Origin of the sequence: Microbacterium kyungheense (assembly GCF_006783905.1) — a bacterium.
GTDB lineage: Bacteria > Actinomycetota > Actinomycetes > Actinomycetales > Microbacteriaceae > Microbacterium > Microbacterium kyungheense.
On the sequence record NZ_VFPE01000003.1, the window covers coordinates 148,997 to 173,068 of the forward strand.

Annotated in this window: 19 protein-coding genes and 1 tRNA gene; 6 read left to right on the top strand and 14 right to left on the bottom strand. The window is 70.1% G+C overall.

Translation table 11 applies throughout. The features are described 5' to 3' along the window. Positions 1-32 precede the first annotated feature (32 nt). Positions 33-1,385 carry an LCP family protein gene (locus tag FB391_RS13240; protein ID WP_185843068.1) on the bottom strand — a complete coding sequence of 451 codons (1,353 nt, stop codon included), beginning with the start codon at positions 1,383-1,385 and terminating at the stop codon, positions 33-35. Then, a complete protein-coding gene (locus FB391_RS13245; RefSeq protein WP_185843085.1) occupies positions 1,385-2,662 on the bottom strand; it encodes an LCP family protein in 1,278 nt (425 codons plus the stop codon). The genes FB391_RS13240 and FB391_RS13245 overlap by 1 nt, the downstream gene beginning before the upstream one ends. A gap of 339 nt (positions 2,663-3,001) precedes the next feature. On the opposite strand from FB391_RS13245, the gene FB391_RS13250 reads away from it, so the two are divergent. Further along, a complete protein-coding gene (locus FB391_RS13250) occupies positions 3,002-4,858 on the top strand; it encodes a DUF4012 domain-containing protein (protein ID WP_185843069.1) in 1,857 nt (618 codons plus the stop codon). Between the two features lie 16 nt (positions 4,859-4,874). On the opposite strand, the gene FB391_RS13255 is transcribed toward FB391_RS13250, so the two are convergent. From FB391_RS13255 to serS, 3 genes are all read right to left on the bottom strand, one after another. Continuing rightward, a tRNA-Ser gene (locus tag FB391_RS13255) sits at positions 4,875-4,959 on the bottom strand. Between the two features lie 66 nt (positions 4,960-5,025). Continuing rightward, positions 5,026-5,934: an HAD family hydrolase gene (locus FB391_RS13260; protein WP_141895022.1), complete on the bottom strand. Its 909-nt coding sequence runs from the start codon at positions 5,932-5,934 to the stop codon at positions 5,026-5,028. Continuing rightward, positions 5,931-7,199 (bottom strand): serine--tRNA ligase, encoded by a 1,269-nt coding sequence (serS, locus tag FB391_RS13265; protein WP_141895024.1) that lies wholly within the window; start codon positions 7,197-7,199, stop codon positions 5,931-5,933. Before serS ends, FB391_RS13260 begins: the two co-directional genes overlap by 4 nt. Before the next feature lie 95 nt (positions 7,200-7,294). Between serS and FB391_RS13270 the strand changes: the two genes are divergently transcribed. Further along, positions 7,295-8,596 carry a diacylglycerol/lipid kinase family protein gene (locus FB391_RS13270; protein WP_141895026.1) on the top strand — a complete coding sequence of 434 codons (1,302 nt, stop codon included), beginning with the start codon at positions 7,295-7,297 and terminating at the stop codon, positions 8,594-8,596. A gap of 59 nt (positions 8,597-8,655) precedes the next feature. Here FB391_RS13270 and FB391_RS13275 read toward each other — a convergent pair whose 3' ends face one another. From FB391_RS13275 to FB391_RS13295, 5 genes are all read right to left on the bottom strand, one after another. Further along, positions 8,656-9,540 carry a carbohydrate ABC transporter permease gene (locus FB391_RS13275; RefSeq protein ID WP_425462957.1) on the bottom strand — a complete coding sequence of 295 codons (885 nt, stop codon included), beginning with the start codon at positions 9,538-9,540 and terminating at the stop codon, positions 8,656-8,658. Positions 9,541-9,653: 113 nt separating this feature from the next. Next, complete coding sequence (locus FB391_RS13280; RefSeq protein ID WP_185843070.1) at positions 9,654-10,622, bottom strand: carbohydrate ABC transporter permease; 969 nt, start codon at positions 10,620-10,622, stop codon at positions 9,654-9,656. Positions 10,623-10,714: 92 nt separating this feature from the next. After that, positions 10,715-12,088 (bottom strand): ABC transporter substrate-binding protein, encoded by a 1,374-nt coding sequence (locus FB391_RS13285; RefSeq protein WP_141895031.1) that lies wholly within the window; start codon positions 12,086-12,088, stop codon positions 10,715-10,717. A gap of 30 nt (positions 12,089-12,118) precedes the next feature. Then, the gene (locus tag FB391_RS13290; protein ID WP_141895033.1) at positions 12,119-13,882 is read right to left on the bottom strand and encodes a glycoside hydrolase family 13 protein; all 1,764 of its coding nucleotides are present in this window, start codon (positions 13,880-13,882) and stop codon (positions 12,119-12,121) included. A gap of 262 nt (positions 13,883-14,144) precedes the next feature. Beyond that, a complete protein-coding gene (locus FB391_RS13295; protein ID WP_141895035.1) occupies positions 14,145-15,152 on the bottom strand; it encodes a LacI family DNA-binding transcriptional regulator in 1,008 nt (335 codons plus the stop codon). 117 nt (positions 15,153-15,269) lie between these two features. Between FB391_RS13295 and FB391_RS13300 the strand changes: the two genes are divergently transcribed. Further along, positions 15,270-16,625 carry a cryptochrome/photolyase family protein gene (locus tag FB391_RS13300; protein WP_141895037.1) on the top strand — a complete coding sequence of 452 codons (1,356 nt, stop codon included), beginning with the start codon at positions 15,270-15,272 and terminating at the stop codon, positions 16,623-16,625. A gap of 21 nt (positions 16,626-16,646) precedes the next feature. On the opposite strand, the gene FB391_RS13305 is transcribed toward FB391_RS13300, so the two are convergent. Then, positions 16,647-17,633, bottom strand: a complete 987-nt coding sequence (locus FB391_RS13305; protein WP_141895039.1) for an aldo/keto reductase — start codon at positions 17,631-17,633, stop codon at positions 16,647-16,649. Between the two features lie 83 nt (positions 17,634-17,716). Here FB391_RS13305 and FB391_RS13310 point away from each other — a divergent pair, with 83 nt between their 5' ends. Then, complete coding sequence (locus tag FB391_RS13310) at positions 17,717-18,391, top strand: NADPH-dependent F420 reductase (protein ID WP_425462955.1); 675 nt, start codon at positions 17,717-17,719, stop codon at positions 18,389-18,391. A gap of 56 nt (positions 18,392-18,447) precedes the next feature. Continuing rightward, complete coding sequence (locus FB391_RS13315; RefSeq protein ID WP_141895043.1) at positions 18,448-19,521, top strand: LLM class flavin-dependent oxidoreductase; 1,074 nt, start codon at positions 18,448-18,450, stop codon at positions 19,519-19,521. A gap of 112 nt (positions 19,522-19,633) precedes the next feature. Here FB391_RS13315 and pheA read toward each other — a convergent pair whose 3' ends face one another. Further along, positions 19,634-20,605: a prephenate dehydratase gene (gene pheA / locus FB391_RS13320; protein WP_141895045.1), complete on the bottom strand. Its 972-nt coding sequence runs from the start codon at positions 20,603-20,605 to the stop codon at positions 19,634-19,636. 95 nt (positions 20,606-20,700) lie between these two features. Here pheA and pgm point away from each other — a divergent pair, with 95 nt between their 5' ends. After that, positions 20,701-22,344: a phosphoglucomutase (alpha-D-glucose-1,6-bisphosphate-dependent) gene (pgm, locus tag FB391_RS13325; protein ID WP_141895047.1), complete on the top strand. Its 1,644-nt coding sequence runs from the start codon at positions 20,701-20,703 to the stop codon at positions 22,342-22,344. A gap of 58 nt (positions 22,345-22,402) precedes the next feature. On the opposite strand, the gene FB391_RS13330 is transcribed toward pgm, so the two are convergent. Next, complete coding sequence (locus tag FB391_RS13330) at positions 22,403-22,684, bottom strand: GlsB/YeaQ/YmgE family stress response membrane protein (RefSeq protein ID WP_141895049.1); 282 nt, start codon at positions 22,682-22,684, stop codon at positions 22,403-22,405. Positions 22,685-22,828: 144 nt separating this feature from the next. Next, positions 22,829-24,061: an ROK family transcriptional regulator gene (locus FB391_RS13335; protein ID WP_141895051.1), complete on the bottom strand. Its 1,233-nt coding sequence runs from the start codon at positions 24,059-24,061 to the stop codon at positions 22,829-22,831. Positions 24,062-24,072 lie beyond the last annotated feature (11 nt).

Genomic DNA, 24,072 nt, shown 5'->3' on the forward strand with positions numbered 1-24,072 from the left:
TAACCGGTCCGCGGCGGTGCGCCGAACCACGCTCACTTCTGCGGCAGGGTGCACGTGGTGTCCTTCGCCGTCTGACCCGTGATGTTCGACGGGAGCTCCACGCGCTGCTCGGGCGTGGCGGCAGTGCCGCCCCCGGCGTCGGTCGCCGGCGGGGCGGCGGCATCCGTCGCCCCGTCCGCGGGCGCCTGGGTGGCGCCCGTCGTGGGCGTCGTCGCGGGCTGCTGCGCCTCGCCGGTGACCTCGATCGCGCGGCCGCCGCTCGGGTCGCCGGTCAGCGACAGCGGCTGATTCGCGGCGAGCGCGTCGAACAGCACCTTGGCGGCATCCTTCACGGGCAGCACACGGCTGGACGGGCTGCCGTTGAGCCCCGGGGCGTAGACCGTCGGGTACTGCACGAACACGATGTCCTCGAACGGGACGTCCTTGACCGCCATGGCGATCTGCACCATGAGGGTCGGGTTGGTGAGCCCTGAGCTGAGCACAAGCTGGCCCGCCTGCACCTGACCGATCGTCGTGGTGGCGAGGTTGAACAGCGTCGCCGGGTTCGCCAGCACCGAGTCGGACTGCAGCTTGCGCACCAGCGAGCTCATGAACTGCTGCTGGTTCGAGATGCGGCCGAGATCCGAGCCGTCGCCGATGCCGTGACGGATGCGCAGGAACTGCAGCGCCTCGACGCCCGTGAGCGTGTGCGTGCCGGCGGTGAGGTGGAGTCCGGTGTTGACGTCGTTGATGTCGCCCGCGACGCACACGTCGACGCCGCCGATGGCGTTGGAGACGTTGATCACGCCGGTCCAGCGGATCGCTGCCGCGAAGTCGATGGTGATCTGGTCGTTGCCGATCAGGTTTTCGACGGTGTCGACGGTGCAGCCGAGACCGCCGTACCAGTACGACGCGTTGATCATCTGCGACGACATCGCCGAGACCTTGCCGCTGCCGTCCGGCTTCTCGCAGGCGGGAATGGGCACGAGCATGTCTCGCGGGAACGAGACGACGGTCACGCGTCGCGGCTCATCCGAGATGTGCACGAGCATCGTCACGTCGTTGCGCTCGCCCTCGGTGTCACCGGCGCGGCACGCGCCCGAGAGGGACGGGTCCTGACCCTCGCACGAGTCCGTGCCGACGAGCAGGATGTTCACGCCGCCCTCGATGGCGCCGAGCGACGGCGGCAGCGGCTTCTCCTCGTCGAGGACGACGGCGTTCGTCGCGATCGCCTGCGACGCGTCCCACACGTTGTAGGCGGCGAGGCTGACGCCGCTCACGCCGACGACGCCGAGCACGACGCCGAAGACCGACAGGAGCGTGATCAGTGGATGCCGCGTGCGCAGCACTCCGTGGCGCGCAATGGTGACCCGGCCCCCTGCCGAGGGCCGTTTCTCCGCCGCCATCAGCCCTTGGCCCTGACGTTGCCCGCCGAGCAGGTCTGCTGCGCGGCGTTCTGGCCCGGGATGTTCTGCGGGAGCGCGACAGCGGTCTCGGTGGGCGCCGGCGTCCCGGTCGGCTCGGGAGTCGTCACGGGATCGGTGGCGCCTTCCGTCGGCTGGGGATCGGCCACGATGACTCCGCCCGTCTGGTCCTGGTCGTGGGTGACCTCGATGGGCTCGTTGGCCTGGAGTGCCGCCCACAGCTGCTCGGCCGAGTCGCGGTCGGGCACGACGCGGTTCGCGTCCGCGGGGTCGGTGAGCACGGGGTACTGCACGAACACGATGTCTTCGAACGGCACGTCCTTGACGGCGAGCGCGATCTGCACGAGCGTCATGGGGTTGGTCAGCGACTGGCTCGGGGTGATGTTGTCGACCGCGGTCGTCGCGAGCTTGTAGAGCGTCGCCGGGTTGGACAGCACCTCGTCGCTCACGAGCTTGCGCGCGAGGCTCGACATGTACTGCTGCTGGTTCGAGATGCGCGCGAGGTCGCTGCCGTTCTCGAGCCCGTGGCGGGTGCGCAGGAACTGCAGGGCCTCGATGCCTTGGATGGTGCGCTCGCCGGCGGGCCAGTTGATGCCGGTGTAGATGTCTTTGATGCCGCCGTTGCCGATGCACACGTCGACACCGCCGATGGCGTCCGTGATGTTGATCACGTTTCCGAAGCTCACCTTCGCCGCGAACGGGATGTTGAAGCCGCTCAGCTCTTTGATGGTCTTCGCGACGCACGAGAGCCCGCCGTAGCCCCAGGCGGCGTTGATCTGCGTCTTGGAGGTCGCCGAGGTGGTCGATCCGTCCTCACGGGTGCAGGACGGGATCGGCACCATCAGGTCGCGCGGGAACGACACGACCGTCACGCGACGGGGATTGTCGGAGATGTGGACGAGCATGTTGACGTCGTTCAACTGGCCCTCGGCGTCGGATCCCGTGCACCGATCGCCGAAGAGGTACGCGTACTGCTCCTCACACTCGTCCGTGCCGACGAGGAGAAGGTCGACGCCGCCCTCGATCGCGCCGATGTCCGGCGGGACGCTCCCCTGGCCCTCGAGTTCCACCGCGCCGTCGGCGAAGCTGGCGACCACGTCGGTCGCGGCATACGCGGCGACACCGGCGCCCGACACGAGCAGCACCGCCGCGACGATGCCGACAATCTTCAGCAGGAAGCCGACCGGGGTCGGAGAGCGCAGCTCACCGTGGCGCGCCACCGTGCGGCGCCCACGACGAGCATGGCTCGTCGCGCTCATTCCGCCCTTCGAGGACACTGGTATCTCCTGCAGATTCATGCGTGGTTCAGAGTCTGAACTGACAACGTTACGCGTCTGGCCTTCCCGCCAACCTTGCCATGCCGTCCTGGACATCCGCTGATGCCCAGGCGGGTCGAGGCGGCGTCGGTGGTCGGCGATCTCGCAGGATTCCGTTCCGCGGCTACCGGTACTATCACGGGCGTGACCGCCTCTGCGCCCTCGACGGCAACGGACAGCGCCGCGGCCGATCGCGCTCCGCGGCGACGTGGCGTGGCACCGCCGTTCGCCCGCCACGCTGCACGCGAGACCGTGACCGAGCGTCGGCGTCGGCGAGCCCGCTTGGCCGCATGTCTGATCGGCGGCCCGCTGGCGACGATCTTCGCTGTCGCCGCGATCGCCGCCGGGACGTTCGCGATGCAGGTGCTGCAGGTCCGCGACGACATGGAGGCCGCGAAGGCGCAGCTGAAAGTACTCGCCGCCGCCGCCGTGGCGATGGACGTCCCCACGCTCGAGCAGGTCAGCGACGAGATCATCGAGCGGACGCAGCGCGCGCAGGCGATGTCGAACGGGGTGCTGTGGGACCTCGCCGCAGGCGTCCCTCGGGTGGGCAGCAACGTGCTCGCGGTGCGCGCGGTGACCGAGGTGGTCAGCACGATCACCACGCAGTCGCTCCCACCCATCGTCGACATGGTCTCGGCGGCCGACACAGGGGCCAGACCGGCAGGCGGCCTCGGATTCAACGTGCTGCCCTTCCTCGGCGCCGAGACCGTCCTGCCCACCGTCATCGATTCCTTCGAGGACGCCTCGGCCATCGCAGCCGGGCTGGACCGGACGGAAGTCCTCCCCGCCGTGTACGAACCTCTGGACGACATGGTCGGGCTGATCTCTCGGGCGACCCCCATCCTGAAGCTCGCGCAGGAACACCTGCCCGCCATCCTGCACGCCGCAGGTGCGAACGGCCCGATGCTCTACCAGCTGGTGATCCAGACGCCTGCCGAGATCCGCGCGACAGGCGGCGGCCCCGCGCATTGGCTCGTCCTCAAGGTCGAGAACGGCCAGATGGACCTGCTCAGCCAGGAGGACGGCGTCGAGCTGATGTACTCCATGCTCCCTGAGAACGGATTCGACACCGTGAACGGGTCCCTCATCAGACTCCCGTCCGATGTCCGGTCCCTCTACCCCTTCGAGCTGACCAACTGGTCGTCGAACTTCACGATGACACCGCATTTTCCGCGCGCGGTGGAACTCTTCCAGGCCACGCGCGAATGGACCGACCAGCCCGCGTTCGACGGCGTCATCTCGATCGACCCCGTGGTCCTCGCTCACATGCTCGAGGCGACGGGGCCGCTGACACTCGCCTCCGGCGAGGTCGTGGACTCGGCGAACGCCGCCTCGCTGCTGATGAGCGAACCCTACGAGCGATTCGGAACCGACAACGCCGCGATGGACGCGTTCTTCGGTGAGGTGACGACGGTGATGTTCGACGCTCTCACCGGCGGGGATTGGGAGATGGGCGCCATGTGGGACCAGCTCGTGCGCAGCACCGACGAGGGTCGCATCTTCCTCTGGTTCGAGGATGACGGGCTGCAGGGCCTCGCTCACGAGTACGGACTCGACGGCGCACTCCGTGAGGACAACGCGGAGGCGACGCAGCTGGGGATCTACTTCAACGACTACTCGGTGGGCAAGCTCAACTTCTGGCTGGACTACGACCAGCGCGCGACCTGCAACGTCGAAGACCGCACGATCACCGTCACCATGGATCTGCACAGCCGCATCACTGACGCCATCAAGAGCGAGTACACGCTCGGGCTCCGCAACGGCTTCCGCGGGATCGACCCCAGAACGATGATGCTGGACGTGCTGTTCTTCGCTCCGCCCGGCGCGGAGATCCTGTGGACAGACCCCGAACGCGGCGACTGGCAGGACTCTTCCGCCTGGCAGGGCAACAGGTTCCGCGACCGTTCAGGCACCGACCACGGCAACACCGCGCTGAGCAGGACTGTTCTCCTCGAGATGGGCGAGTCCCGCACCATCTCGTACGAGGTGAAGCTGCCGGACGGTGACCTCGGACCGCTCGAGCTGCGTCACTCGCCGGGCGCCAACGAGACGGAAGTGACCGTGGATGCCGGTTGCAGCACGCTCTTCGCGAGCCCCGAGGGCAACCGCAACATCATGCTGTCGACGTTCGACTGAGCAGCGGAACGCACTGCGGAGGGTGTGGGATTCGAACCCACGGGACATTGCTGCCCACTGGTTTTCAAGACCAGGTCCATCGGCCGCTCGGACAACCCTCCCGACCGATGCCCGCCCCGCGGGGCGGCATCCGTCGAATCGCGATCGAGTCTAGCCGACCGGGTCCGTCAGAGCTGCCGCAGCACGGCCGCGACGCCGCCGGCCTCGACCGATGTGGTGGTCTCGCCGGCGGCATCCCGGACCTCCTGAGGACCCTGCGCCATCGCGACGGCGCGGCCGCCATGGTCGAGCGCCCAGCGGAACATGCCCACATCGTTACGCCCGTCGCCCATCACCAGCACGTGGGCGGGATCTATGCCGAGCGCGGTACGCACCCGTTCGAGCCCCGTGCTCTTGTCGACGCCGAAGGGGGCGATGTCGAGCCACGCCGTCCAGCCGACGGCGTACGACACGTGGTTCAGACCGATGCGCGAGACGAGCTCGACGAAGTCCTGCTCGCCCTGATCGGGCGACACCACGACGATGCGGCAGACCGGCTGGGCGCTGAGCTCCTCGAACGTCACGCGACGTGCGCGGGTGAGGTTCCAGTCCTGGAGAGGCTCGGTGTACAGCCGCTGACCGTCGGCGAGCTCGACCATGTAGCGCGCATCCGGAAGGTGTTCGCGCAGCTGCTGCAGCACCTCGTGCGGGTCGAAGGTCTCGACATGCCATCGCTCGTACAGCAGCTCATCGCCTTCGAGGCGCTTGAGCACGACGGCGCCGTTCGAGCAGACCGCGAACTCGGGCGCGATCCCGAGGACGCGCAGGATGCCGCGGGTGCCTTCCCAGCTGCGCCCCGTGGCGACCATCACCTCGTGGCCGGCGCGATGCGCGTGCTCGACGGCATCCACCACTCCCGGGCTGAGCGACTCGTCCTCGAGGATGACGGTGCCGTCGATGTCGAGGGCGATGAGCAGCCGCTCGGTGACGACCCGCGGATCCTCGGTGTCGCGTGCGACCTGCTCGACGAGTTTCGCGGCCTTCTTCGGCTTGACTACCTTGATGGAACCCGTCGCGGGCAGGTGCGCTTCGGTCACGCGATCGGCTCCAGGACGTCGAGTCCGCCGAGGAAGGGCCGCAGCACCTCCGGCACGGCGACCGAGCCGTCCTCGCGCTGATGGGTCTCGAGCAGGGCGACGATCCACCGGGTGGTGGCCAGCGTGCCGTTCAGCGTCGCGACGGGCTGCGTCTTCGACGCGTCGTCGGGGCGGTAGCGGATGTCGAGTCGCCGCGCCTGGTACGTCGTGCAGTTCGACGTCGACGTCAGCTCGCGGTAGGCGCCCTGCGTCGGCACCCACGCCTCGACGTCGTACTTGCGCGCCGCCGACGATCCCAGGTCACCTGCGGCGACGTCGATCACGCGGTACGCGAGACCGAGGTCCTGCAGCATGCCCTCCTGCAGCTCGACGAGACGCCGGTGCTCGGCCTCGGCCTCTTCGGGCGTCGTGTAGACGAACATCTCCAGCTTGTTGAACTGGTGCACGCGGATGATGCCGCGGGTGTCCTTGCCGTACGAGCCCGCTTCGCTGCGGTAGCACGTCGACCAGCCGGCGTAGCGCTTGGCGCCCCGCGACAGGTCGAGGATCTCGCCCATGTGGTAGCCGGCGAGCGGCACCTCGCTCGTGCCGACGAGGTACAGGTCCTGGTCTTCGAGGTGATAGACCTCGGCGGCGTGCTTGCCGAGGAACCCGGTGCCCTGCATGACCTCCGGACGCACGAGCGTCGGCGGGATCATCGGCGTGAAGCCGGCCTGCAGCGCCCGGTCGAGGGCGAGGTTCATGAGCGCGATCTCGAGGCGCGCACCGACGCCGGTGAGGAAGTAGAACCGGCTGCCCGACACCTTCGTGCCGCGCTCCATGTCGATCGCGCCGAGCTTCTCGCCGAGCTCCAGGTGGTCGCGTGGCTCGAAGCCGAAGGCGGGGATCTCGCCGTGGGTGCGCAGCGTGACGAAGTCGTCCTCGCCGCCGGCGGGGACCCCCTCGATCACGATGTTCTCGAGGAGGGCGAACGCCTCGGTGGATGCCTCTTCCGCAGCACTCACGGCGTGCTGAGCCTGCTTCACCCGCTCGCTGAGCTCCTTGGCCTCGGCGACCAGCGCCGCCTTCTCGTCCTTGGGCGCCTGCGCGACGCGCTTGCCGTGCGCGTTCTGGGCAGCGCGGAGCTCTTCGAACGCCGTGATGGCGGCCCGTCGCGCGCGATCCGCCTCGATCGCGACATCGACGGTGTCGGGCGATTCGCCCCGCGCCTCCTGCGAGCGCTTGACCAGCTCGGGATTGTCGCGAAGCAGCACGGGATCGATCACCCTGCAAGCTTAGTCGGCGCCTGCGGAACAGAACCCGGCCGCGAGCTGCGCATCGCTGGCACCCGATGGCGCGCCGGGGTCCTAGGGTGGACCACATGGCGGCATCCGGATCGGGCGAGGACACACCCCCCGAAGACCTGGCGCCCCATCCGGCCGACAAGGTCTACGCGGACGGGCCGAGCACCGCGGAGCTCGATCTGGCGGCCGTCGAGGCGCACGCGGCAGACGCCGAGAGCCCGGCACCCGACGACGGCGCCGCCGAGGACGCGCAGCCCGGCGCCCAGCAGGCGGCGGCACCTGACGACGTGATCCGCGAGCCCGAGGACGTCGAGCCCGACACCGCCGACGACGAGACCGGCCACGCACGGCGTGTCGGCCCCGAAGGCGAGACCCGCCCGATGGCGGACGCCGGCCGACCCTCGCCGAAGGCCGCACTCGTCTACAACCCCATCAAGGCCGACGGCGATGCGCTGCGCGAGACCGTGAGCCGGCTGTCGGCCGAGGCCGGCTGGTCCGAGCCGCTGTTCTACGAGACGACGGTCGACGACCTCGGCGACGATGTCGCCCGGCAGGCACTCTCCGAGAAGGTCGACGCCGTGCTCGTCGCCGGCGGCGACGGCACCGTCCGCGCGGTATCGGAGGCGATGACCGGCTCGGGCGTCCCGTTGGCGATCGTGCCGAGCGGCACCGGCAATCTGCTCGCGCGCAACCTGAAGCTGCCGCTCACAGACCCGACCGCGATGGTGGCGGCGGTGTTCGACGGCGACACGCTCGACATGGACGTCGGCTGGTGCCGCCTCACGCGCCCCGACGGCGAACTGGCCGAGCACGCGTTCGTCGTGATGGGCGGCATCGGCCTCGACGCCGCGATGATCGCGAACACCCGTCCCGAGCTCAAGAAGGCCGTCGGCTGGGTCGCGTACGTCGACGGCGCGGCCCGCGCCCTCCCCCGCGCGAAGTCCTTCCGCGTCATGTACCAGCTGGTCGGCCGGCGCCTGCACTCGACCAAGGTGCAGAGCGTGCTGTTCGCCAACTGCGGGTCGCTGCCGGCCGGACTGGAGCTCATCCCCGAGGCGTCCGTCGCCGACGGCGACCTCGACATCGTGGTCTTCCAGCCCAAGGGCCTCTTCGGCTGGCTCTTCGTGTGGCGGCGCGTCGCGTGGGACAACAGCTTCCTGCGCCGCTTCCGCGCCGGCCGCGAAGTGCTCTCGCTGCGCACGAAGGACAACTCGGTGGTCTACTCGCGCGGCGCCGGGATCGAGCTGGCCGCCCAGGAGGCACGACCCGTGCAGCTCGACGGCGACGAGTTCGGCGAGGCGACCGCCGTCCGCGTGCACGTGGCCGCCGGGGGGCTCAAGGTCGTGCTGCCGAGAGGCCACGACACCGACGGCCTCTGACCCGCAGACCAGGGATGACGTGGATGCCGCGGGCCGCGGCATCCACGTCATCCCTGTCGTCAGCCCTTGACCGCGCCGCCGAGACCCGCCGAGCGCAGGAACACAGACTGGAACAGCAGGAACATCGCGATCGGGATGAGCGTGGCGATGGCGAGCGCCGCGAGGAACACATCGAGCTCCGTCTGCGACTGGACCGCGGGCAGACGCACCGACAGCGGCTGGACGACCGGGTTCGGCAGCACCAGCATCGGCCAGAGGTAGTCCTTCCACGCGGCGATGATCGCGAACACCGAGACCACGCCGAGGATGGGCTTCGACATCGGGAGCACCACCGACCAGAACAGGCGGAACGGGCCTGCGCCGTCGGTCTTCGCCGCCTCGAACACCTCACGAGGCAGATTGTCGAAGAAGCGCTTGACGAGCAGGATGTTGAACGCGTTGGCACCCATCGGCAGCCACACCGCGAGGTAGTTGTTGAGCAGGTTGGCGCCGTCGGGCAGGAACGGCGGGTTGACGATCGTCAGGTACAGCGGCACCAGCAGCACGATGCCGGGGATGAACAGGGTCGCCAGCACGAGCGCGTTCAGGATCGGCGCGTACCTCGGGCGCAGCACCGACAGCGCGTAGCCGGCGGTCGTCGCGATGAACAGCTGTGTGAACCAGGCGCCCAGGGCGATCACGATCGTGTTGAAGAAGTACTGGTCGATGTGGATGTCGTTCCACGCCGTCGACAGGTTCGCCCAGTCCATGCCGTTCGGCCACAGCGCGAACGGCTGCTGGATGGTGTCCTGCGTCGGGGTGATCGCCGACTTCGCGAGCCACAGGATCGGCCCGAGACCGGCGATCACGAGCGTGACGAAGAGGAAGACGTGAGTGATCGACATGCCGATGCGGTTGCCGGTGCGGCGCCGCTCGGAGGCGGAGATGATCGTGCGCTCGGCCATGTCGTCGATCGAGTTCGCCTTGCGGCGTCCGCCCTTCGACAGGCTCAGGGACCGGGAGCGCGAGAGGAAGCCGCGCATGCCCTCGCGGATCGGCGAGGTCGTCAGGGGGGCGCTCATCGGGTGCTCCAGCGGTTGGTCAGCGTGAAGTACAGCCACGACAGGATGCCGAGCACGATCGCCAGCAGCACCGACACGGCCGTGGCCTCGCCGTAGTCGCCGCCCAGGCTGTTGCGGAACGCCTTGTCGTAGATGTACAGCAGGATCGTCTTGGTCGCCCCGGCGGGCCCGCCGCCGGTGAACAGGAACGGCTCGAGGAACACCTGCGCGGTCGCGATGACCTGCAGGATCAGCATGATGAAGAGGATGCCCCGCAGCTGCGGGAGCGTGACATGCCACACCTTGCGCCAGATGCCGGCGCCGTCGACCTCGGCCGCATCATACAGCTCCGGCGGCACCGACAGCAGGGCGGCGAGGTAGATGATGATCGATCCGCCGGCCGCGGCCCACGTGGCCTCCAGCACGAGCGACGGCATCGCCTGCACGGCACTGGAGATCCACGGCTGCGGCGGGATGCCGAACCAGCTCAGCGCCGTGTTGAACACGCCGTTGGGCGACGAGTCGTAGAAGAACTTCCACAGCAGCACCGCGACGACAGGCGGGATCACGACGGGCAGGTACGCGAGCGCGGAGTACAGGCCCTTGCCGCGACGCACCTCGCTCATGAGCACGGCCATCAGCAGCGGGAGCGGGAATCCGAACAGCAGCGCCAGCACCGCGAAGTAGATCGTGTTGATGACCGCGCTGCCCAGCTGCGGGTCGGTGAGCACGGTGATGTAGTTGTCGAGGCCCACCCACTCCGACACGATCATGTTCGTCTTCTGAAGGCTCATGATCACCGACTGCACGATCGGCGACCACGAGAAGAACACGAACACGAACAGCATCGGCAGGACGAACAGCAGGTTCCACAGTCCGCCGCCGCGGTACCAGGTCAACGGGGTCCGCCGGATCTTGCGCCGCACGGGCGCCGGCGGCGGCGGCACGGCAGCGGCTGCCGGTCTTTCGGGAAGGGTCGCGGTCATCATCGGCCTCGGTCGGGTTCGGAGAGCGGGGGCGGAGCGGGGCGAGGAGCGGGTGGATGCCGCGGCCCGGGGCCGCGGCATCCACCCGGCTCTCACTCGTCGAGGATCGCCTGGGCGTCCGTCTGCGCCTGGGCGAGGAGCGCGTCGATGTCGGCGTTCTCGTCGGTCAGGACGGTCTGCACGACCTCGTCGAGCAGAGCGTAGACCTCCTGCGTCGACTTCTTCGGCTCGCCGACCGGCGTCTGGTCCCAGATGTTGTCGGTGAACGGCTTCATCTGCTCGCGCGGCACGTTGATGTACGGCTCGATCCAGGTGAGGGACTCCTCGTACAGCTCACGGCTGAGCACCGGGAGCACCGGGGTGCCGACAGCCTGGTCGGAGTCGGCCAGCGCCTTGGCGTCCTGCACGGCGGCGTCCTCGTTGAGGAGCTTCTGCATGTAGTACCAGTCGATCCACTTGACGCCGGCGGCCTTGGTCTGGTCGTCGATCGTGGGGCTCATCACCGCGATGTCACCGCCGCCCAGGGGGCCGCCGTCCTCGCCCTCGACGGGGATGACGGTCATGCCGTACACGTCGGGGTTGAGACCGAAGTCCCGCACCAGGGCGGTGTAGATGTCGGAGCCGGTGGTGTACATGCCAATGTTGCCGGCGGCGAACTCCTGGTTGATCGTGCCCCAGTCGAGGTCGATCTTGGAGCCGAAGGAGCCGTCCTCCCACTTCAGGTCGTGCAGGAACTGCAGCGCGGCCTTCGTGGCGTCGTTGTCGATCGTCGAGGTGGCAGAGCCGTCCTCGTTGTCGGTCTGCGTGCGACCGCCGCGGGCGGCCGTCGCGGTCGTGAGCTGCCAGCCTCCGGTGTTGTTGATCGCCATCTGCGAGTAGCCGGCCTTGCCGGTCGCGTCCGAGATCTTCTTGGCGTACTCGCGCACCTCGTCCCACGTGGTGGGCGGCGAGTCGGGGTCGAGCCCGGCGGCCTCGAACAGCTCGCGGTTGTACGACAGGGCGTTCGCGTACGCCTGGCGCGGGAAGCCGTAGATGTGACCGTCGTCGCCGGTGACGGCGTCGAGGATGATCGGGTTGAAGCTGTCGGTGTAGCCGAGGTCGTTCATCTCGTCGGTGACGTCCATGAGCTGCTTGTTCTCGAGCAGCGTCTTGGCGTCGGTGAACGGGACGGTGAACACGTCGGGCAGGCTGCCGCCGGCGAGCTGGACCGCGAAGGTCGGCCCTTCCCACTCGTACTCGACACCGATGATGTCGATGTCGGGGTTGAGCTTCTCGAACTGCTTCTCCTGCGTCGCGAACGCCTCGTACGCCGCGGCGTCGGCGCCGGGCGGGAACGTCGCGACGCGGAGCTCGATCTTGCTGTCGCTCTCGCCGCCGTCGCCGCCGGCCGCCGAGCAGCCGACGAGCGCGCCGACGGTCGCCACGGCGGCGACACCGGCGAGCAGGACCCTTGCTGGTGACTTCATCGTCTTTCCTTTCGTGGAGGATGCTCCGCGTCAGCCTCTCGGCGCGGGGATCCCGGGGGTGGTTGTGGTGTGGGAATCGGGTACGAGGTGCAGCCACGCGGCCGCGTTGGCGGGCAGGGCGCCCGCGTGCTGCCCGTCGGCGTCGAGCGGCGAGCTCGAGAGGAGGACGGTCGCGCCGGGGGGCAGCGCGACCGGGTCATCGCCGGCGTTGACGACGCACGCGAAGCGGTCGCCACGCCGGAAGGCGAGGATGTCGGCATCGTGGCCCGTGCCGGTCCGTCCCGCAAGACCCGGCGCGTCGTCCCACCAGGTGAGGGGTCCGTCGCCGAGCTCGGGCAGCTCGCGGCGCAGGCGCAGCGCCTCGCGGTACAGGTTGAGCGTGGATGCCGGATCGGCCTCCTGCGCGGCCACGGTCAGCGCGCGCCAGCCCTCGGGCTGCGGAAGCCACGGGCGGGCGCCGTCGGGGCTGAACCCGAACGGAGCCCGGTCGCCGGCCCACGGCAGCGGCACCCGGCATCCATCCCGCCCCGGATCGGTCCCGCCGGAGCGGAAGTGCATCGGGTCCTCGATGAGGTCGAGCGGCAGGTCCTCGACCTCGGGAAGCCCGAGCTCGTCGCCCTGGTAGATGTACAGGCTGCCCGGCAGGGCCGCGACCAGCAGCGCCGCGGCGCGGGCGCGGTGCAGTCCCAGCTCGGGATCGGTGGGCACGCCGAACCGCTTCTTGAGGAACGCGAACGCGGTGTCCTCGCGGCCGTAGCGCGTGACCGGACGCGTGACGTCGTGATTGCTGAGCACCCACGTGCTGGGAGCCCCGACCGGCGCGTGGGCTTCGAGCGTCGCCGCGATGGATTCGCGGAAGGATGCCGCGCCCCAGGGCCGCGCCAGGAAGTCGAAGTTGAAGGCGGTGTGCATCTCGTCGGGGCGCAGGTAGTTGGTGAACCGCACGATGTCGGGCACCCAGATCTCGCCCACCAGCACCCGGGTGCCGGGGTACGAGTCGGCGATCGCGCGCCACGAGCGGTACACGTCGTGCAGCTCGTCGCGGTCCTCGGTGGGGTGCTGACCCGGCCCCTCCTTCTCGCCGACCTCGGGCAGGTCGGGGTCCTTGACGAGCAGCGCCGCCGAGTCGATGCGGACGCCCGCGACCCCGCGGTCGAACCAGAACCTCAGGATGTCCTCGTGCTCGCGGCGCACGTCGGGGTGGTTCCAGTTGAGGTCGGGCTGCTCGGGCGTGAACATGTGCAGGTACCACTCCCCCGGCGTGCCGTCGGGGTTCGTCGTGCGCGTCCACGTCTCGCCCTGGAAGCTCGACACCCAGTGCGTGGGGATCTCGTCGCCGTCCGGTCCCTTGCCCGGGTGGAACCAGAACCGCTCACGCTCGGGGCTGCCGGGGCCGGCGGCGAGCGCCGCCTGGAACCACGGGTGCTGCTCGGAGATGTGGTTGGGGACGACGTCGATGATGGTGCGGATGCCGAGGGCCAGTGCTTCTTGGATCAGCAGCTCCGCCTCTTCGAGCGTGCCGAACCGCGGGTCGATGTCGCGGTAGTCGCGCACGTCGTACCCGCCGTCTGCCAGCGGGCTCGGGTACCAGGGGTTGAACCAGATGGCGTCGACGCCGAGCTCCTTGAGGTAGCCGAGGTGCGCCCTGACCCCCGCGAGATCGCCGGTGCCGTCACCGTTGCCGTCCGCGAAGCTGCGCACGTAGACCTGATAGATGACGGCCGAGCGCCACCATAGTGCGTCGTCTCCGGCGGGCACGGCGCGGTCGCCGCGCGTGAGGACCTCGGTGTCCACAGATCTCCTCGTTCTCCGTTGAAAAGTCTCGATGGAGAGAATGTACGACGTGGCATGAGTCAACGCAACTCTTTGACAGAACTACGCAAGATTACGATTGTGCAACGACGGCGCCGATGTGGCCGGCGGGCGCGTGCACGCGAAGCTCGGAGAAATCGCGTCGCTCGGATATCTGCCGGTCACACGTCCGAGCGAGGCGAGATCTCCGAGCGAGGCGAGATCTCCGGGGGTGCGGCTGCCGGCGCCGTGGCCGCCCCGAGGGTCAGCGGGCGGCGGGGCCCGTCGAGGCGCGCAGGACGAGCTCGGGCTCGAACAGCAGCTCGTCGCCGGCCTCGGTGGTGCCGGCGATCTGCGAGAGCAGCAGGTCGATGACGGTGCGCCCCATCGACTCGATGGGCTGGCGCACGGTGGTCAGCGGAGGTTCGGTGCAGCTCATGAGGAAGGAGTCGTCGTACCCGACGACGCTGACGTCCTCGGGGACCCCGAGGCCGGCGCGGCGCGCGGCGCGCACGGCGCCGAGGGCGAGCGGGTCGCTCGCGCACACGACGGCGGTCGCGCCGGCGGCGAAGAGACGGGATGCCCCGGCCTGACCGGATTCGAGCGAGTAGAGCCCCCGCACCACCAGGCTCTCGTCGAGCGGCGAGCCCAGACGCTGCAGCACGCGCTGCGCCGCCGCGAGCTTGCGCTGCGAGGGAATGTGGTCGAGCGGGCCGAGCAGCATGCCGATGCGGCGGTGCCCCAGCTGGTGGAGGTGCTGGACGGCCTGCTCGGCGGCGGCCGCGTCGTCGGTCGACACGGTCGCGAAGTCGATGGCGTCGATGCGGGCGTTCACGAGCACCGTCGGCAGGTTCACCTGGCGGATGCGCTCGTAGTGGTCGTGAGCCGCGTCGGCCTGGCTGTAGTTGCCGCCGAGGAAGATGACGCCTGACACCTGCTGCTGCAAGAGCAGGTCGACGTAGTCGGACTCGGTGATGCCGCCGGCGTTCTGCGTGCACAGCAGCGGGGTGTACCCGTTCTGCGTGAGCCCGCCGCCGATGATCTCGGCGAGCGCGGGGAAGATCGGGTTCTGCAGCTCGGGGAGCACGAGACCGACCAGGCGCGCGCGTTCGCCGCGCAGCTTCGTGGGCCGCTCGTAGCCGAGCACGTCGAGCGCCGTGAGCACCGCCTGGCGCGTGGCGTCCGAGACGCCGGGCTTGTCGTTGAGCACGCGGCTGACGGTGGCCTCGCTGACCCCGACCTTGCGCGCCACTTCGGCGAGACGCTTCGACATGCGCTCAGTGTACGCAAGAACTTGCAGGATCGCGCAAGTGGATGCAAGCCACCCGTTCGGGCGGTGGACGTCTGTCAAGCCCCGCCGCCTCTCGCGGACCCCCGGCAGGATGGGGCCATGGCCCGACCATCGATCGTCTGGTTCCGCGACGACCTCCGTCTCGCCGACAACCCCGCCCTGCGTGCCGCGATCGACCGGGGCGAGCCGATCATCGCGCTCTACGTCCTGGACGAGGAGTCGCCGGGGATCCGCGCGCTCGGCGGCGCATCGCGGTGGTGGCTGCACCACTCCCTCGTCTCGCTCGGGGAGCGGCTGCGCGAGCGCGGCGCGACCCTCGTCCTGCGGCGCGGACCCGCGGAGCGGATCGTTCGCGAGCTCGTGACGGATGCCTCCGCCGGCGCCGTCTTCTGGAACCGGCGCTACGGCGGTCCGGAGCGCGCGATCGACGCCGAGCTGAAGTCAGGCCTGCGCGAGCAGGGCGTCGAGGTCGCCTCGTTCGCCGCCTCGCTGCTCTTCGAGCCGTGGACGGTGACGACCGGCGCCGGGACGCACTTCTCGGTGTTCACGCCGTTCTGGCGCGCGTGCCTCGCGCTGCCGTCGCCGCGATCGCCGCTGCCCGAGCCGCGCGAGGTCGACGGCATCCGCCGGAGCATGGCGTCCGATGCCCTCAGGGACTGGGACCTGCTCCCGCGGCACCCGGACTGGGCGGCGGGGCTGCGCGAGACATGGGAGCCGGGCGAGCCTGCGGCACGGCGACGGCTGCGCGCGTTCCTCGAGGACGACCTCGCCACGTACGACCGGGCGCGCGACGAGCCCGCCGCGGGCGCGACCTCGCTGCTGTCGCCGCGACTGCGGTGGGGCGAGGTGAGTCCGTACACCGTGTGGCACGAGACCGTCACGGCGGGTCACGGCGGGCGCTTCCTCTCGGAGCTCGGGTGGCGCGAGTTCGCGTGGCACACGCTGTTCCACTTCCCGGAGCTGGCGACGAAGAACTTGCGACCCGAGTTCGACGCGTTCCCGTGGCCGCCGTTGGAGCCCGCGCACCTCGAAGCGTGGCAGCGGGGGCGCACCGGCGTTCCGCTCGTCGACGCGGGCATGCGCGAGCTGTGGACCACCGGCTACATGCACAACCGCGTGCGGATGGTGACGGCATCCTTTCTCGTGAAGAACCTGCTGATCGACTGGCGACGCGGCGAGGAGTGGTTCTGGGACACGCTCGTCGACGCCGATGAGGCCAACAACCCGTTCAACTGGCAGTGGGTCGCGGGCTCCGGGGCGGACGCCGCCCCGTACTTCCGGATCTTCAACCCCGAACTGCAGGCGAAGAAGTTCGACGCCGACGGGCACTACGTGCGTGAGTGGGCGCCCGAGTCGCTGGGCGACGACGGACCCGAGCCTCTCGTCGACCTCGGCGAGACGCGCACGGCGGCGCTCGCGGCCTACGAGCACGTCAAGCGGGCCGCGCGGTCCTGAGCGCACGGCCCGCTCGGGGCGTCACCAGGCGTAGGCCTCGGGCGCCTGGCCGCCGGGGCCGGGGAACAGCTCGTCGAGGGCGGCGAGGTCCTCCGCGCTCAGCCGGATGTCGAGCGCCGACACGGCGGACTCCAGCTGCGCCACCGTTCGGGGCCCGATGATCGGGCCCGTGACGCCCGGCTGGTGCAGCAGCCACGCGAGGCCGAGCGCCGAGGGCGTCCAGCCGCGTTCCTGCGCGAACGCCTCGTAGTGCGTGAGCTGGTCGCGGCGCTGCTCGCGCTGCGACGTGATGCGCTCGGATCCGGACCGTGCCGCGGCATCCGACGATCCGCCGCTGAGCAGGCCGCCCGCGAGCGGCGACCACGGCAGGATGCCGAGACCGTAGTTCTGCGCCGCCGGGATCACCTCGAGCTCGATCGAGCGCTGCGTGAGGTTGTACAGCGACTGCTCGCTCACGAGCCCGAGGAAGTGGCGCTGGGCAGCGATCTCGTTGGCCTGCGCGATGTTCCACGCCGCGAAGTTCGAGCTGCCCGTGTAGAGCACCTCGCCCTTCGCGACGAGCACCTCCATCGACTGCCACAGCTCCTGCCACGAGATGTGCCGGTCGATGTGGTGGAACTGGTAGAGGTCGATGCGGTCGGTCTGCAGACGCCGGAGCGAGCCGATCGCCTCGCGGCGCACCTGCCAGGCCGACGCACCGCGGGCGTTCACGACATCGCCGTCCGGGGTCGGGTCGACCATCGGCGAGTGCACCTTGGTGGCGAGCACGACGTCGTCGCGAACCCCGGGGCGGGCGGCGAACCACCGGCCGATGATCTCTTCGGTGGCGCCGCGGCCGCCGGCGCCGCCGTAGCCGTTGGCCGTGTCGATGAAGTTGACGCCGAGCTCCAGCGCGCGGTCGAGGATGGCGAACGAGTCCTCCTCCGAGGTGCGGTCGCCGAAGTTCATCGTGCCGAGCACGATCCGCGACACCGAGGTGCCGGTCCGTCCGAGGTGGGTGTAGTCCATGCGGACATCGTCACACGGGACCGCACGGTGGCGGGCCGGATCGCGAAAACGCTTCCTGACTTTCTCCCCCCGACGATCTCGGAATGGGATGCCGCGTCCCGGGGTTGCGCCACGTCATGACGACAATCGGAATCATCGGTGCAGGACACATCGGCAGCGCCCTCGCGCGCGCCTTCTCGGGACTCGGCTACGACGTCGCGATCGCGAACTCGCGCGGCCCCGAGACGTTGGCGGACCTCGTCGCCGAGCTCGGCCCCACGCTCACCGCCGCCACGGCGCAGGACGCGGCGGCAGCCGCCGACATCGCGGTCGTGACGATTCCGCTCTCGGCGCTGAAGGATGTACCCGTGCAGCCGCTCGCCGGCAAGATCGTGCTCGACACCAACAACTACTACTTCGAACGCGACGGGCACATCGACGCCCTTGACCGCGGCGAGACCACCACCTCGCAGCTGCTGCAGGACCACCTGCCGGCCTCGAAGGTCGTGAAGGCGTTCAACCAGATCCTCGCGCCCGACATCAACACGACCGGACTCCCTGCCGGCACCCCGGACCGGCGTGCCCTCGGCACGGCCAGCGACCACGAGGACGGCATCGAGTTCATCACGGGCGTGTACGACGCTCTCGGCTACGACACCGTCAGCGCCGGCCCGCTGAGCGAGTCGTGGCGGCTGGAGCGCGACCGCCCCGCGTACGTCACGCGTCAGACCGCCGACGAGCTGCGGGCGAACCTCGCGATCGCCAGTCGCCTGCCCTGATCCGGAATAGACCTGATCCGGAATAGAGGGGATGCCGCGGCCGGTTGTCGCAGAGGATGAACGACGCAGCTCCCGCCCCAGCTCCCCTGTCCCTCTCGGTGCTCGACCTGGTGCCGGTGCGCACCGGGCAGACGAGTGCACAGGCGGTGGCGGCATCCCTCGGCCTCGTCGACGCGGCCGATCGACTCGGGTACCGGCGCTACTGGTTCGCCGAGCACCACAACATGCCCGCCGTCGCCTCGACGACGCCGCCGGTGCTGGCCGCTGCGGCGGCGGCTCGGACGCAGCGCATCCGGTTGGGTTCGGGCGGTGTGATGCTGCCGAACCACTCGCCGCTCGTCGTGGCCGAGCAGTTCGCCGCGCTGGAGGCGCTCGCGCCGGGCCGCATCGATCTCGGCCTCGGCCGCGCTCCCGGTTCCGACCCCGTCATCACCCAGCTGCTGCGCCAGAGCGGGACCACGAGCGACGTCGAGCGGTTCCCCGACCACGTGCGCGACATCATGTCGCTCGTCGCGCCCGACGGTGCCGCGCTGCGCTTCACCTCGGGCGGAACCTACGACGTCCACGCCACACCGGCCGCCTCCTCGACGCCTGAGGTCTGGCTGCTCGGCTCGAGCGACTACTCGGCGCAGCTCGCCGCCGCGCTCGGCCTGCCCTACGTGTTCGCGAACCACTTCTCGGGCAACGGCCTCGAGCGGGCGCTCGACCTGTACCGCAGCGCCTTCGTGGCGTCCGAGACCCTTGCCGCGCCTCGCACGTTCCTCACGGCCAACGTGCTCGTCGCCCCCACCCAGGCTGAGGCCGACGCGCGCGCGCTCCCCAACCTGCGGATGACGGCGCGGCTGCGCACCAACCGTCCGCTCATCCCGCTCGAGACCGTCGAGCAGGCGATCGCGGGCGCCGCCGACTTCGACGGCCTGGGCGACTCGTTCATGGCCTCGGCCCGCGCGAACTGGTTCGTCGGCGAGCCCGCGGCCGTGGCATCCGAGCTCCGCGCCTTCGCGGCGACGCACGGCGTCGACGAGGTCATGATCTCGCCGATCGCCGGCGCGTACGAGGACGAGCCGATGGATGCCTCGCCCGGCCGCGTGCAGACACTCGAGCTGCTGGCGGCCGAGCTCGCGCTCTGAGGGCCGATCGTCGTCGCAGACGTTTCGTCTCGCTTCGCTCGCTCGACCCACCCGGTCGTCGAGCGGGCGAGGAACGAGCGAGACGAAACGCTCCCGAGGGAACGACCGCGGGTCAGTCCGCGTCGGGCTCGCCCGAGATGAGCCCGCGCAGCCAGTCGCGCGCCTCGACGAAGACGTCATCGGCGTAGCGCTCGGGGTAGTGCACGACGGCGCGGTCCGCGCGGGGGTACGAGCCGAGGAACGTCACGCGCGGGCTGAACCGGCGCAGGCCCATGAGGGCGTCGGCCATGCGCTCGTCCTGCAGGTGCCCGTCGGCGTCGACGACGAAGCGGTACCGGCCGAGCTCGTCGCCGATGGGACGCGACGCCAGCAGCGAGAGGTTGATCCCGCGCGTGGCGAACTGCTCGAGCATCTCCAGCAGCGCACCGGGGTGGTCGTCGGGCAGCTCGACGATGAGCGAGGTCTTGTCGGCGCCGGTCGGCGAGGGCGGCACGACCGTGCGTGCGACCAGCACGAAGCGCGTCACCGCGTTGGGGTTGTCGCCGATGTTCGAGGCGAGCAGCTCGAGCTCGTGGTGCTCGAGGATGCCGGGAGGCGCGATCGCGGCATCCGCGTCGCTCGATCCGTCGAGCAGGCCCATGGCGCTGGCGACGTTGCTCGCCGCGGGCACGTGCGAGTGCGCCGGCAGCTCGCGCGACAGCCACTGCAAGCACTGCGCGTACGCGACGGGGTGGGCGGCGATGAGCCCGACGTCCTGAAGCCGCGCCCCGGGGCGCCCGACGAGGACGAACTCCACGGGCACGAGGTACTCGCCCACGATGCGCAGGCCGGGGATCGTCGCGAGCGCGTCCTGCGCCGTCGAGACGCCGCCGTCGACCGAGTTCTCGATCGCGATCATCGCCGCGTCGGAGCGCCCCTCGACCACATCGGCCAAGGCCTCTCCGACATTGCGGACCGGACGCCAATCGTGACCGCGAGCCTCGGGCACCTGCGCGAGGGCAGCCTCGGTGAACGTTCCGGCCGGGCCCAGGTAGCTGTATGTACGGCGGACGGGCGCCTCGGCACCGGGGAGGTCGGAAGTCACGGAACCACCCTAGTCCGCGGCATCCCTCCCCCTCCGCGCACCGGACGAACGTCACGGGCCGTGCATCAGGACCGACGGACAGGCAGACTAAAGGCATGAGTCGCGCAGGACAGCCCGCCGAACCTTCCGACCTCATCGACATCGATGAGCTGATCGCCGCGTACTACGACGTCGCGCCGGACCCGGCGGTCCCGGAGCAGCGAGTCGCGTTCGGCACGAGCGGCCACCGCGGCTCCTCGCTGTCGGCGAGCTTCAACGAAGTGCACATCCTCGCCACGACGCAGGCGATCGTGGACTACCGCCGCACGCAGGGCATCGAAGGGCCGCTCTTCCTCGGCCGCGACACGCACGGACTGTCGCTGCCCGCCGAGCGCAGCGCCATCGAGGTGCTGGTCGCCAACGGCGTCGACGTGCGCGTGGACGCCCGCGACTCGTGGGTGCCCACGCCCGCGCTCAGCCACGCGATCCTCGCCTACAACCGCGGGAGGGATGCCTCCGACCCGGGCCGCGCAGACGGCATCGTGGTCACCCCGAGCCACAACCCGCCGCGGGACGGCGGCTTCAAGTACAACCCGCCGAACGGCGGACCTGCCGACACCGACGCCACGGGCTGGATCGCGGACCGCGCCAACGAGCTGATCGCCGCCGGCCTGCAGGCGGTCAACCGGACGCCGTTCAAGGACATCGACGGCGACCGGCTCGGCGACTACGACTTCCGCGACGCGTACGTGCGCGACCTCGCGAACATCATCGACCTCGAGGCCATCCGCCGCGCCGGCGTGCGGATCGGCGCGGACCCGCTGGGCGGGGCATCCGTGGAGTACTGGGCCCTCATCGGCGAGATGCACGACCTCGACCTCACGGTCGTCAACCCCGACGTCGATCCGACGTGGCGCTTCATGACGCTGGACTGGGACGAGAAGATCCGCATGGACCCGTCGTCGCCGTCGGCGATGGCCGGGCTCATCGGCCGCCGCCACGAGTACGACGTGCTCACAGGCAACGACGCCGACGCCGACCGCCACGGCATCGTGACGCCCGATGCGGGGCTGATGAACCCCAATCACTACCTCGCCGTGGCGATCGACTACCTGTACTCGCACCGTCCGGAGTGGCCGGCGTCTGCCGCCGTGGGCAAGACGCTCGTGAGCTCGATGATCATCGACCGCGTCGCCGAATCGCTGGGGCGGCCCCTCCTGGAGGTCCCGGTCGGATTCAAGTGGTTCGTGCCGGGTCTGCTGGACGGCTCTGTGGCGTTCGGCGGCGAGGAGTCCGCCGGGGCGTCGTTCCTGCGGTTCGACGGCACCGTCTGGACGACCGACAAGGACGGCATCCTGCTGTGCCTGCTGGCCGCCGAGATCATCGCCGTGACCGGCAAGACGCCGTCGCAGCGCTACGCGGAGCTAGAGGCCGAGTTCGGGGCGTCGGCCTACCAGCGGGTGGATGCCCCGGCATCCCCCGCCCAGAAGGCGGCGCTCGGCAGACTCGCCCCCGAGGCCGTCACGGCGACCGAGCTCGCCGGCGAGCCGATCACGGCCAAGCTCTCGCACGCACCGGGCAACGGCGCGGCCATCGGCGGGCTGAAGGTGCAGACCGAGCACGCGTGGTTCGCCGCGCGCCCGTCGGGCACCGAGGACGTGTACAAGCTCTACGCGGAGTCGCTGCGCGGCCCCGAGCACCTCGCTCAGGTGCAGGCCGAGGCCCGCGAGGTGGTGTCGCAGGCGCTCGAAGGCGCCTGAACCGCAGCGAGTCCACCCGCCGACCGGCGGGTGGACTCGCTTCTCCGTGGGGACGGGGTCAGGAGCGCACGGCGCCCCGGCGGCGCGTGAACAGCACGTACAGACCGAGGACGATGATCGAGCCGAGGATCGACCCGATGATGCCCGAGGGCTGCAGGAAGCCGCCGTTGGGGTCGCTGCCGAACAGCAGGTAGCCGAGGAACCCGCCGACGAACGAGCCGACGATGCCGAGCACGATCGTGAGCAGGATGCCCATGCTCTGCTTGCCCGGGATGAGGGCGCGAGCGATGAGACCTGCGATCAGGCCCACGATGATGAGGCCGAGAATTGTCCAGAGCATGTTTCCTCCTCCTTCTCCCGGGCGCCTGTCGGGGTGCGGCGCCCGCTGTGAGATGGCCATGACGCTACCGCCGGAGGATTCCGCCGAACCTCCTCTACCCAAACCTGCCGAGAAGCGGTACATTTCCGCCCCGCAACACCTGCTTCAGAGGGCGATGGGGATCTGCGTCGTCAGCAGGCCGACGTCGGCGAGGTAGCGCTCCAGTGCGGTCGTCGCCACTCCCGTGGCCACGGAGTTGCCCTCGACGGTCGACACCTCCAGCAGCAGATCGCGCGCGGACCAGCCGGGCGCCTGTTCCTGCAGGTGCCGCCGCGTGGCCGGCAGCAGCTTGTCGCCGAGCGCCCATGTGGTCCAGCCCGTGAGGACCACCACCTCGGGATTGACGACCGCGACGAGATCGGCGAGCGCCGAGCCCAGGTAGTAGGCGGTGCGCGCGATCGTCTCGTCGACGGCAGGGTCGGGCTCGGCGCTGTCGGCCGCGCGCGCGAGCGCGGCGATGAAGTCGCTCTGGGCCTCCAGCCGGACCAGGGCGTGACCGGGGTCGATCTCGCGGAGCGTCTGCTGGATGCCGGGCACCCCGACGTACGCTTCGACGCAGCCCTGACGCCCGCAGCGGCAGCGCCGACCGTCCAGCACGAGGAGCGAGTGACCCCACTCGCCCGCCGAGTTGGTCGCGCCGCGGAGGATGCGGCGCTCGAGCACGATGCCCGCGCCGACGCCGGTGCCGAGATTGATGGTCGCGAGGCTCGAGAAGTACCGCCCGCGGCCGAGCCAGAGCTCCGCGGTCGCCATGGCCTTGAGCGGGTTGTCGATGACCAGCGGCATGCCCACGCGCTCGCGAAGGCGATCGAGCTCGAGCTCGTGCCACGTCCAGTTCGGCACCACGACCGACACCGTGTTCGGGCCTTGCACCAGCCCCGGCAGCGAGACGCCCACGCCGAGCACCTCGTCCCGGCCGACGTCGCCTTCTGCCAGCACGAGCTCCACGGCACGGCCGATGCCCTCCACGACGGAGTCCGGGTCGAGGACGTGCTCATCGCGCGCGACCTGCGCGTGCGCGAGCGGGGTGAGCGCGGCGTCGAACACGACGGCCCGGATGTACGTCTCGGCGACGTCGACGCCGACGACGCGGCCGCGTGCGCCGTTCATCGCGAGCGTCGCGGTCGGCCGGCCGATGCGCCCGGCCGTCACCTTCGTCTCGACGACGATGCCCTCGCCGATCAGGTCGCCGACGACCGTCGCCACCGTCGCGGGGCTGAGCCCCGTCGTCTGCGTCAGCTCGTTCCTGGTCGTCTCACCGGCCGACAGCACCGCGTGCAGGACGTCCAGCCGCGAATCGCTGCGGATGTCGCGCGACGTCCGTCGAAGCACCCCCATGCTCACTCCTG

What these genes read in the sequence shown, in the direction of transcription:
- FB391_RS13240 (WP_185843068.1), bottom strand. Translation starts at nt 1,385, where the DNA reads ATGGCGGCGGAGAAACGGCCCTCGGCAGGGGGCCGGGTCACCATTGCG.
- FB391_RS13245 (WP_185843085.1), bottom strand. Translation starts at nt 2,662, where the DNA reads ATGAGCGCGACGAGCCATGCTCGTCGTGGGCGCCGCACGGTGGCGCGC.
- FB391_RS13270 (WP_141895026.1), top strand. Translation starts at nt 7,295, where the DNA reads ATGGCGGCATCCGGATCGGGCGAGGACACACCCCCCGAAGACCTGGCG.
- FB391_RS13275 (WP_425462957.1), bottom strand. Translation starts at nt 9,540, where the DNA reads ATGGCCGAGCGCACGATCATCTCCGCCTCCGAGCGGCGCCGCACCGGC.
- FB391_RS13280 (WP_185843070.1), bottom strand. Translation starts at nt 10,622, where the DNA reads ATGACCGCGACCCTTCCCGAAAGACCGGCAGCCGCTGCCGTGCCGCCG.
- FB391_RS13285 (WP_141895031.1), bottom strand. Translation starts at nt 12,088, where the DNA reads ATGAAGTCACCAGCAAGGGTCCTGCTCGCCGGTGTCGCCGCCGTGGCG.
- FB391_RS13295 (WP_141895035.1), bottom strand. Translation starts at nt 15,152, where the DNA reads ATGTCGAAGCGTCTCGCCGAAGTGGCGCGCAAGGTCGGGGTCAGCGAG.
- FB391_RS13300 (WP_141895037.1), top strand. Translation starts at nt 15,270, where the DNA reads ATGGCCCGACCATCGATCGTCTGGTTCCGCGACGACCTCCGTCTCGCC.
- FB391_RS13305 (WP_141895039.1), bottom strand. Translation starts at nt 17,633, where the DNA reads ATGGACTACACCCACCTCGGACGGACCGGCACCTCGGTGTCGCGGATC.
- FB391_RS13310 (WP_425462955.1), top strand. Translation starts at nt 17,717, where the DNA reads ATGGGATGCCGCGTCCCGGGGTTGCGCCACGTCATGACGACAATCGGA.
- FB391_RS13315 (WP_141895043.1), top strand. Translation starts at nt 18,448, where the DNA reads ATGAACGACGCAGCTCCCGCCCCAGCTCCCCTGTCCCTCTCGGTGCTC.
- pgm (WP_141895047.1), top strand. Translation starts at nt 20,701, where the DNA reads ATGAGTCGCGCAGGACAGCCCGCCGAACCTTCCGACCTCATCGACATC.
- FB391_RS13330 (WP_141895049.1), bottom strand. Translation starts at nt 22,684, where the DNA reads ATGCTCTGGACAATTCTCGGCCTCATCATCGTGGGCCTGATCGCAGGT.
- FB391_RS13335 (WP_141895051.1), bottom strand. Translation starts at nt 24,061, where the DNA reads ATGGGGGTGCTTCGACGGACGTCGCGCGACATCCGCAGCGATTCGCGG.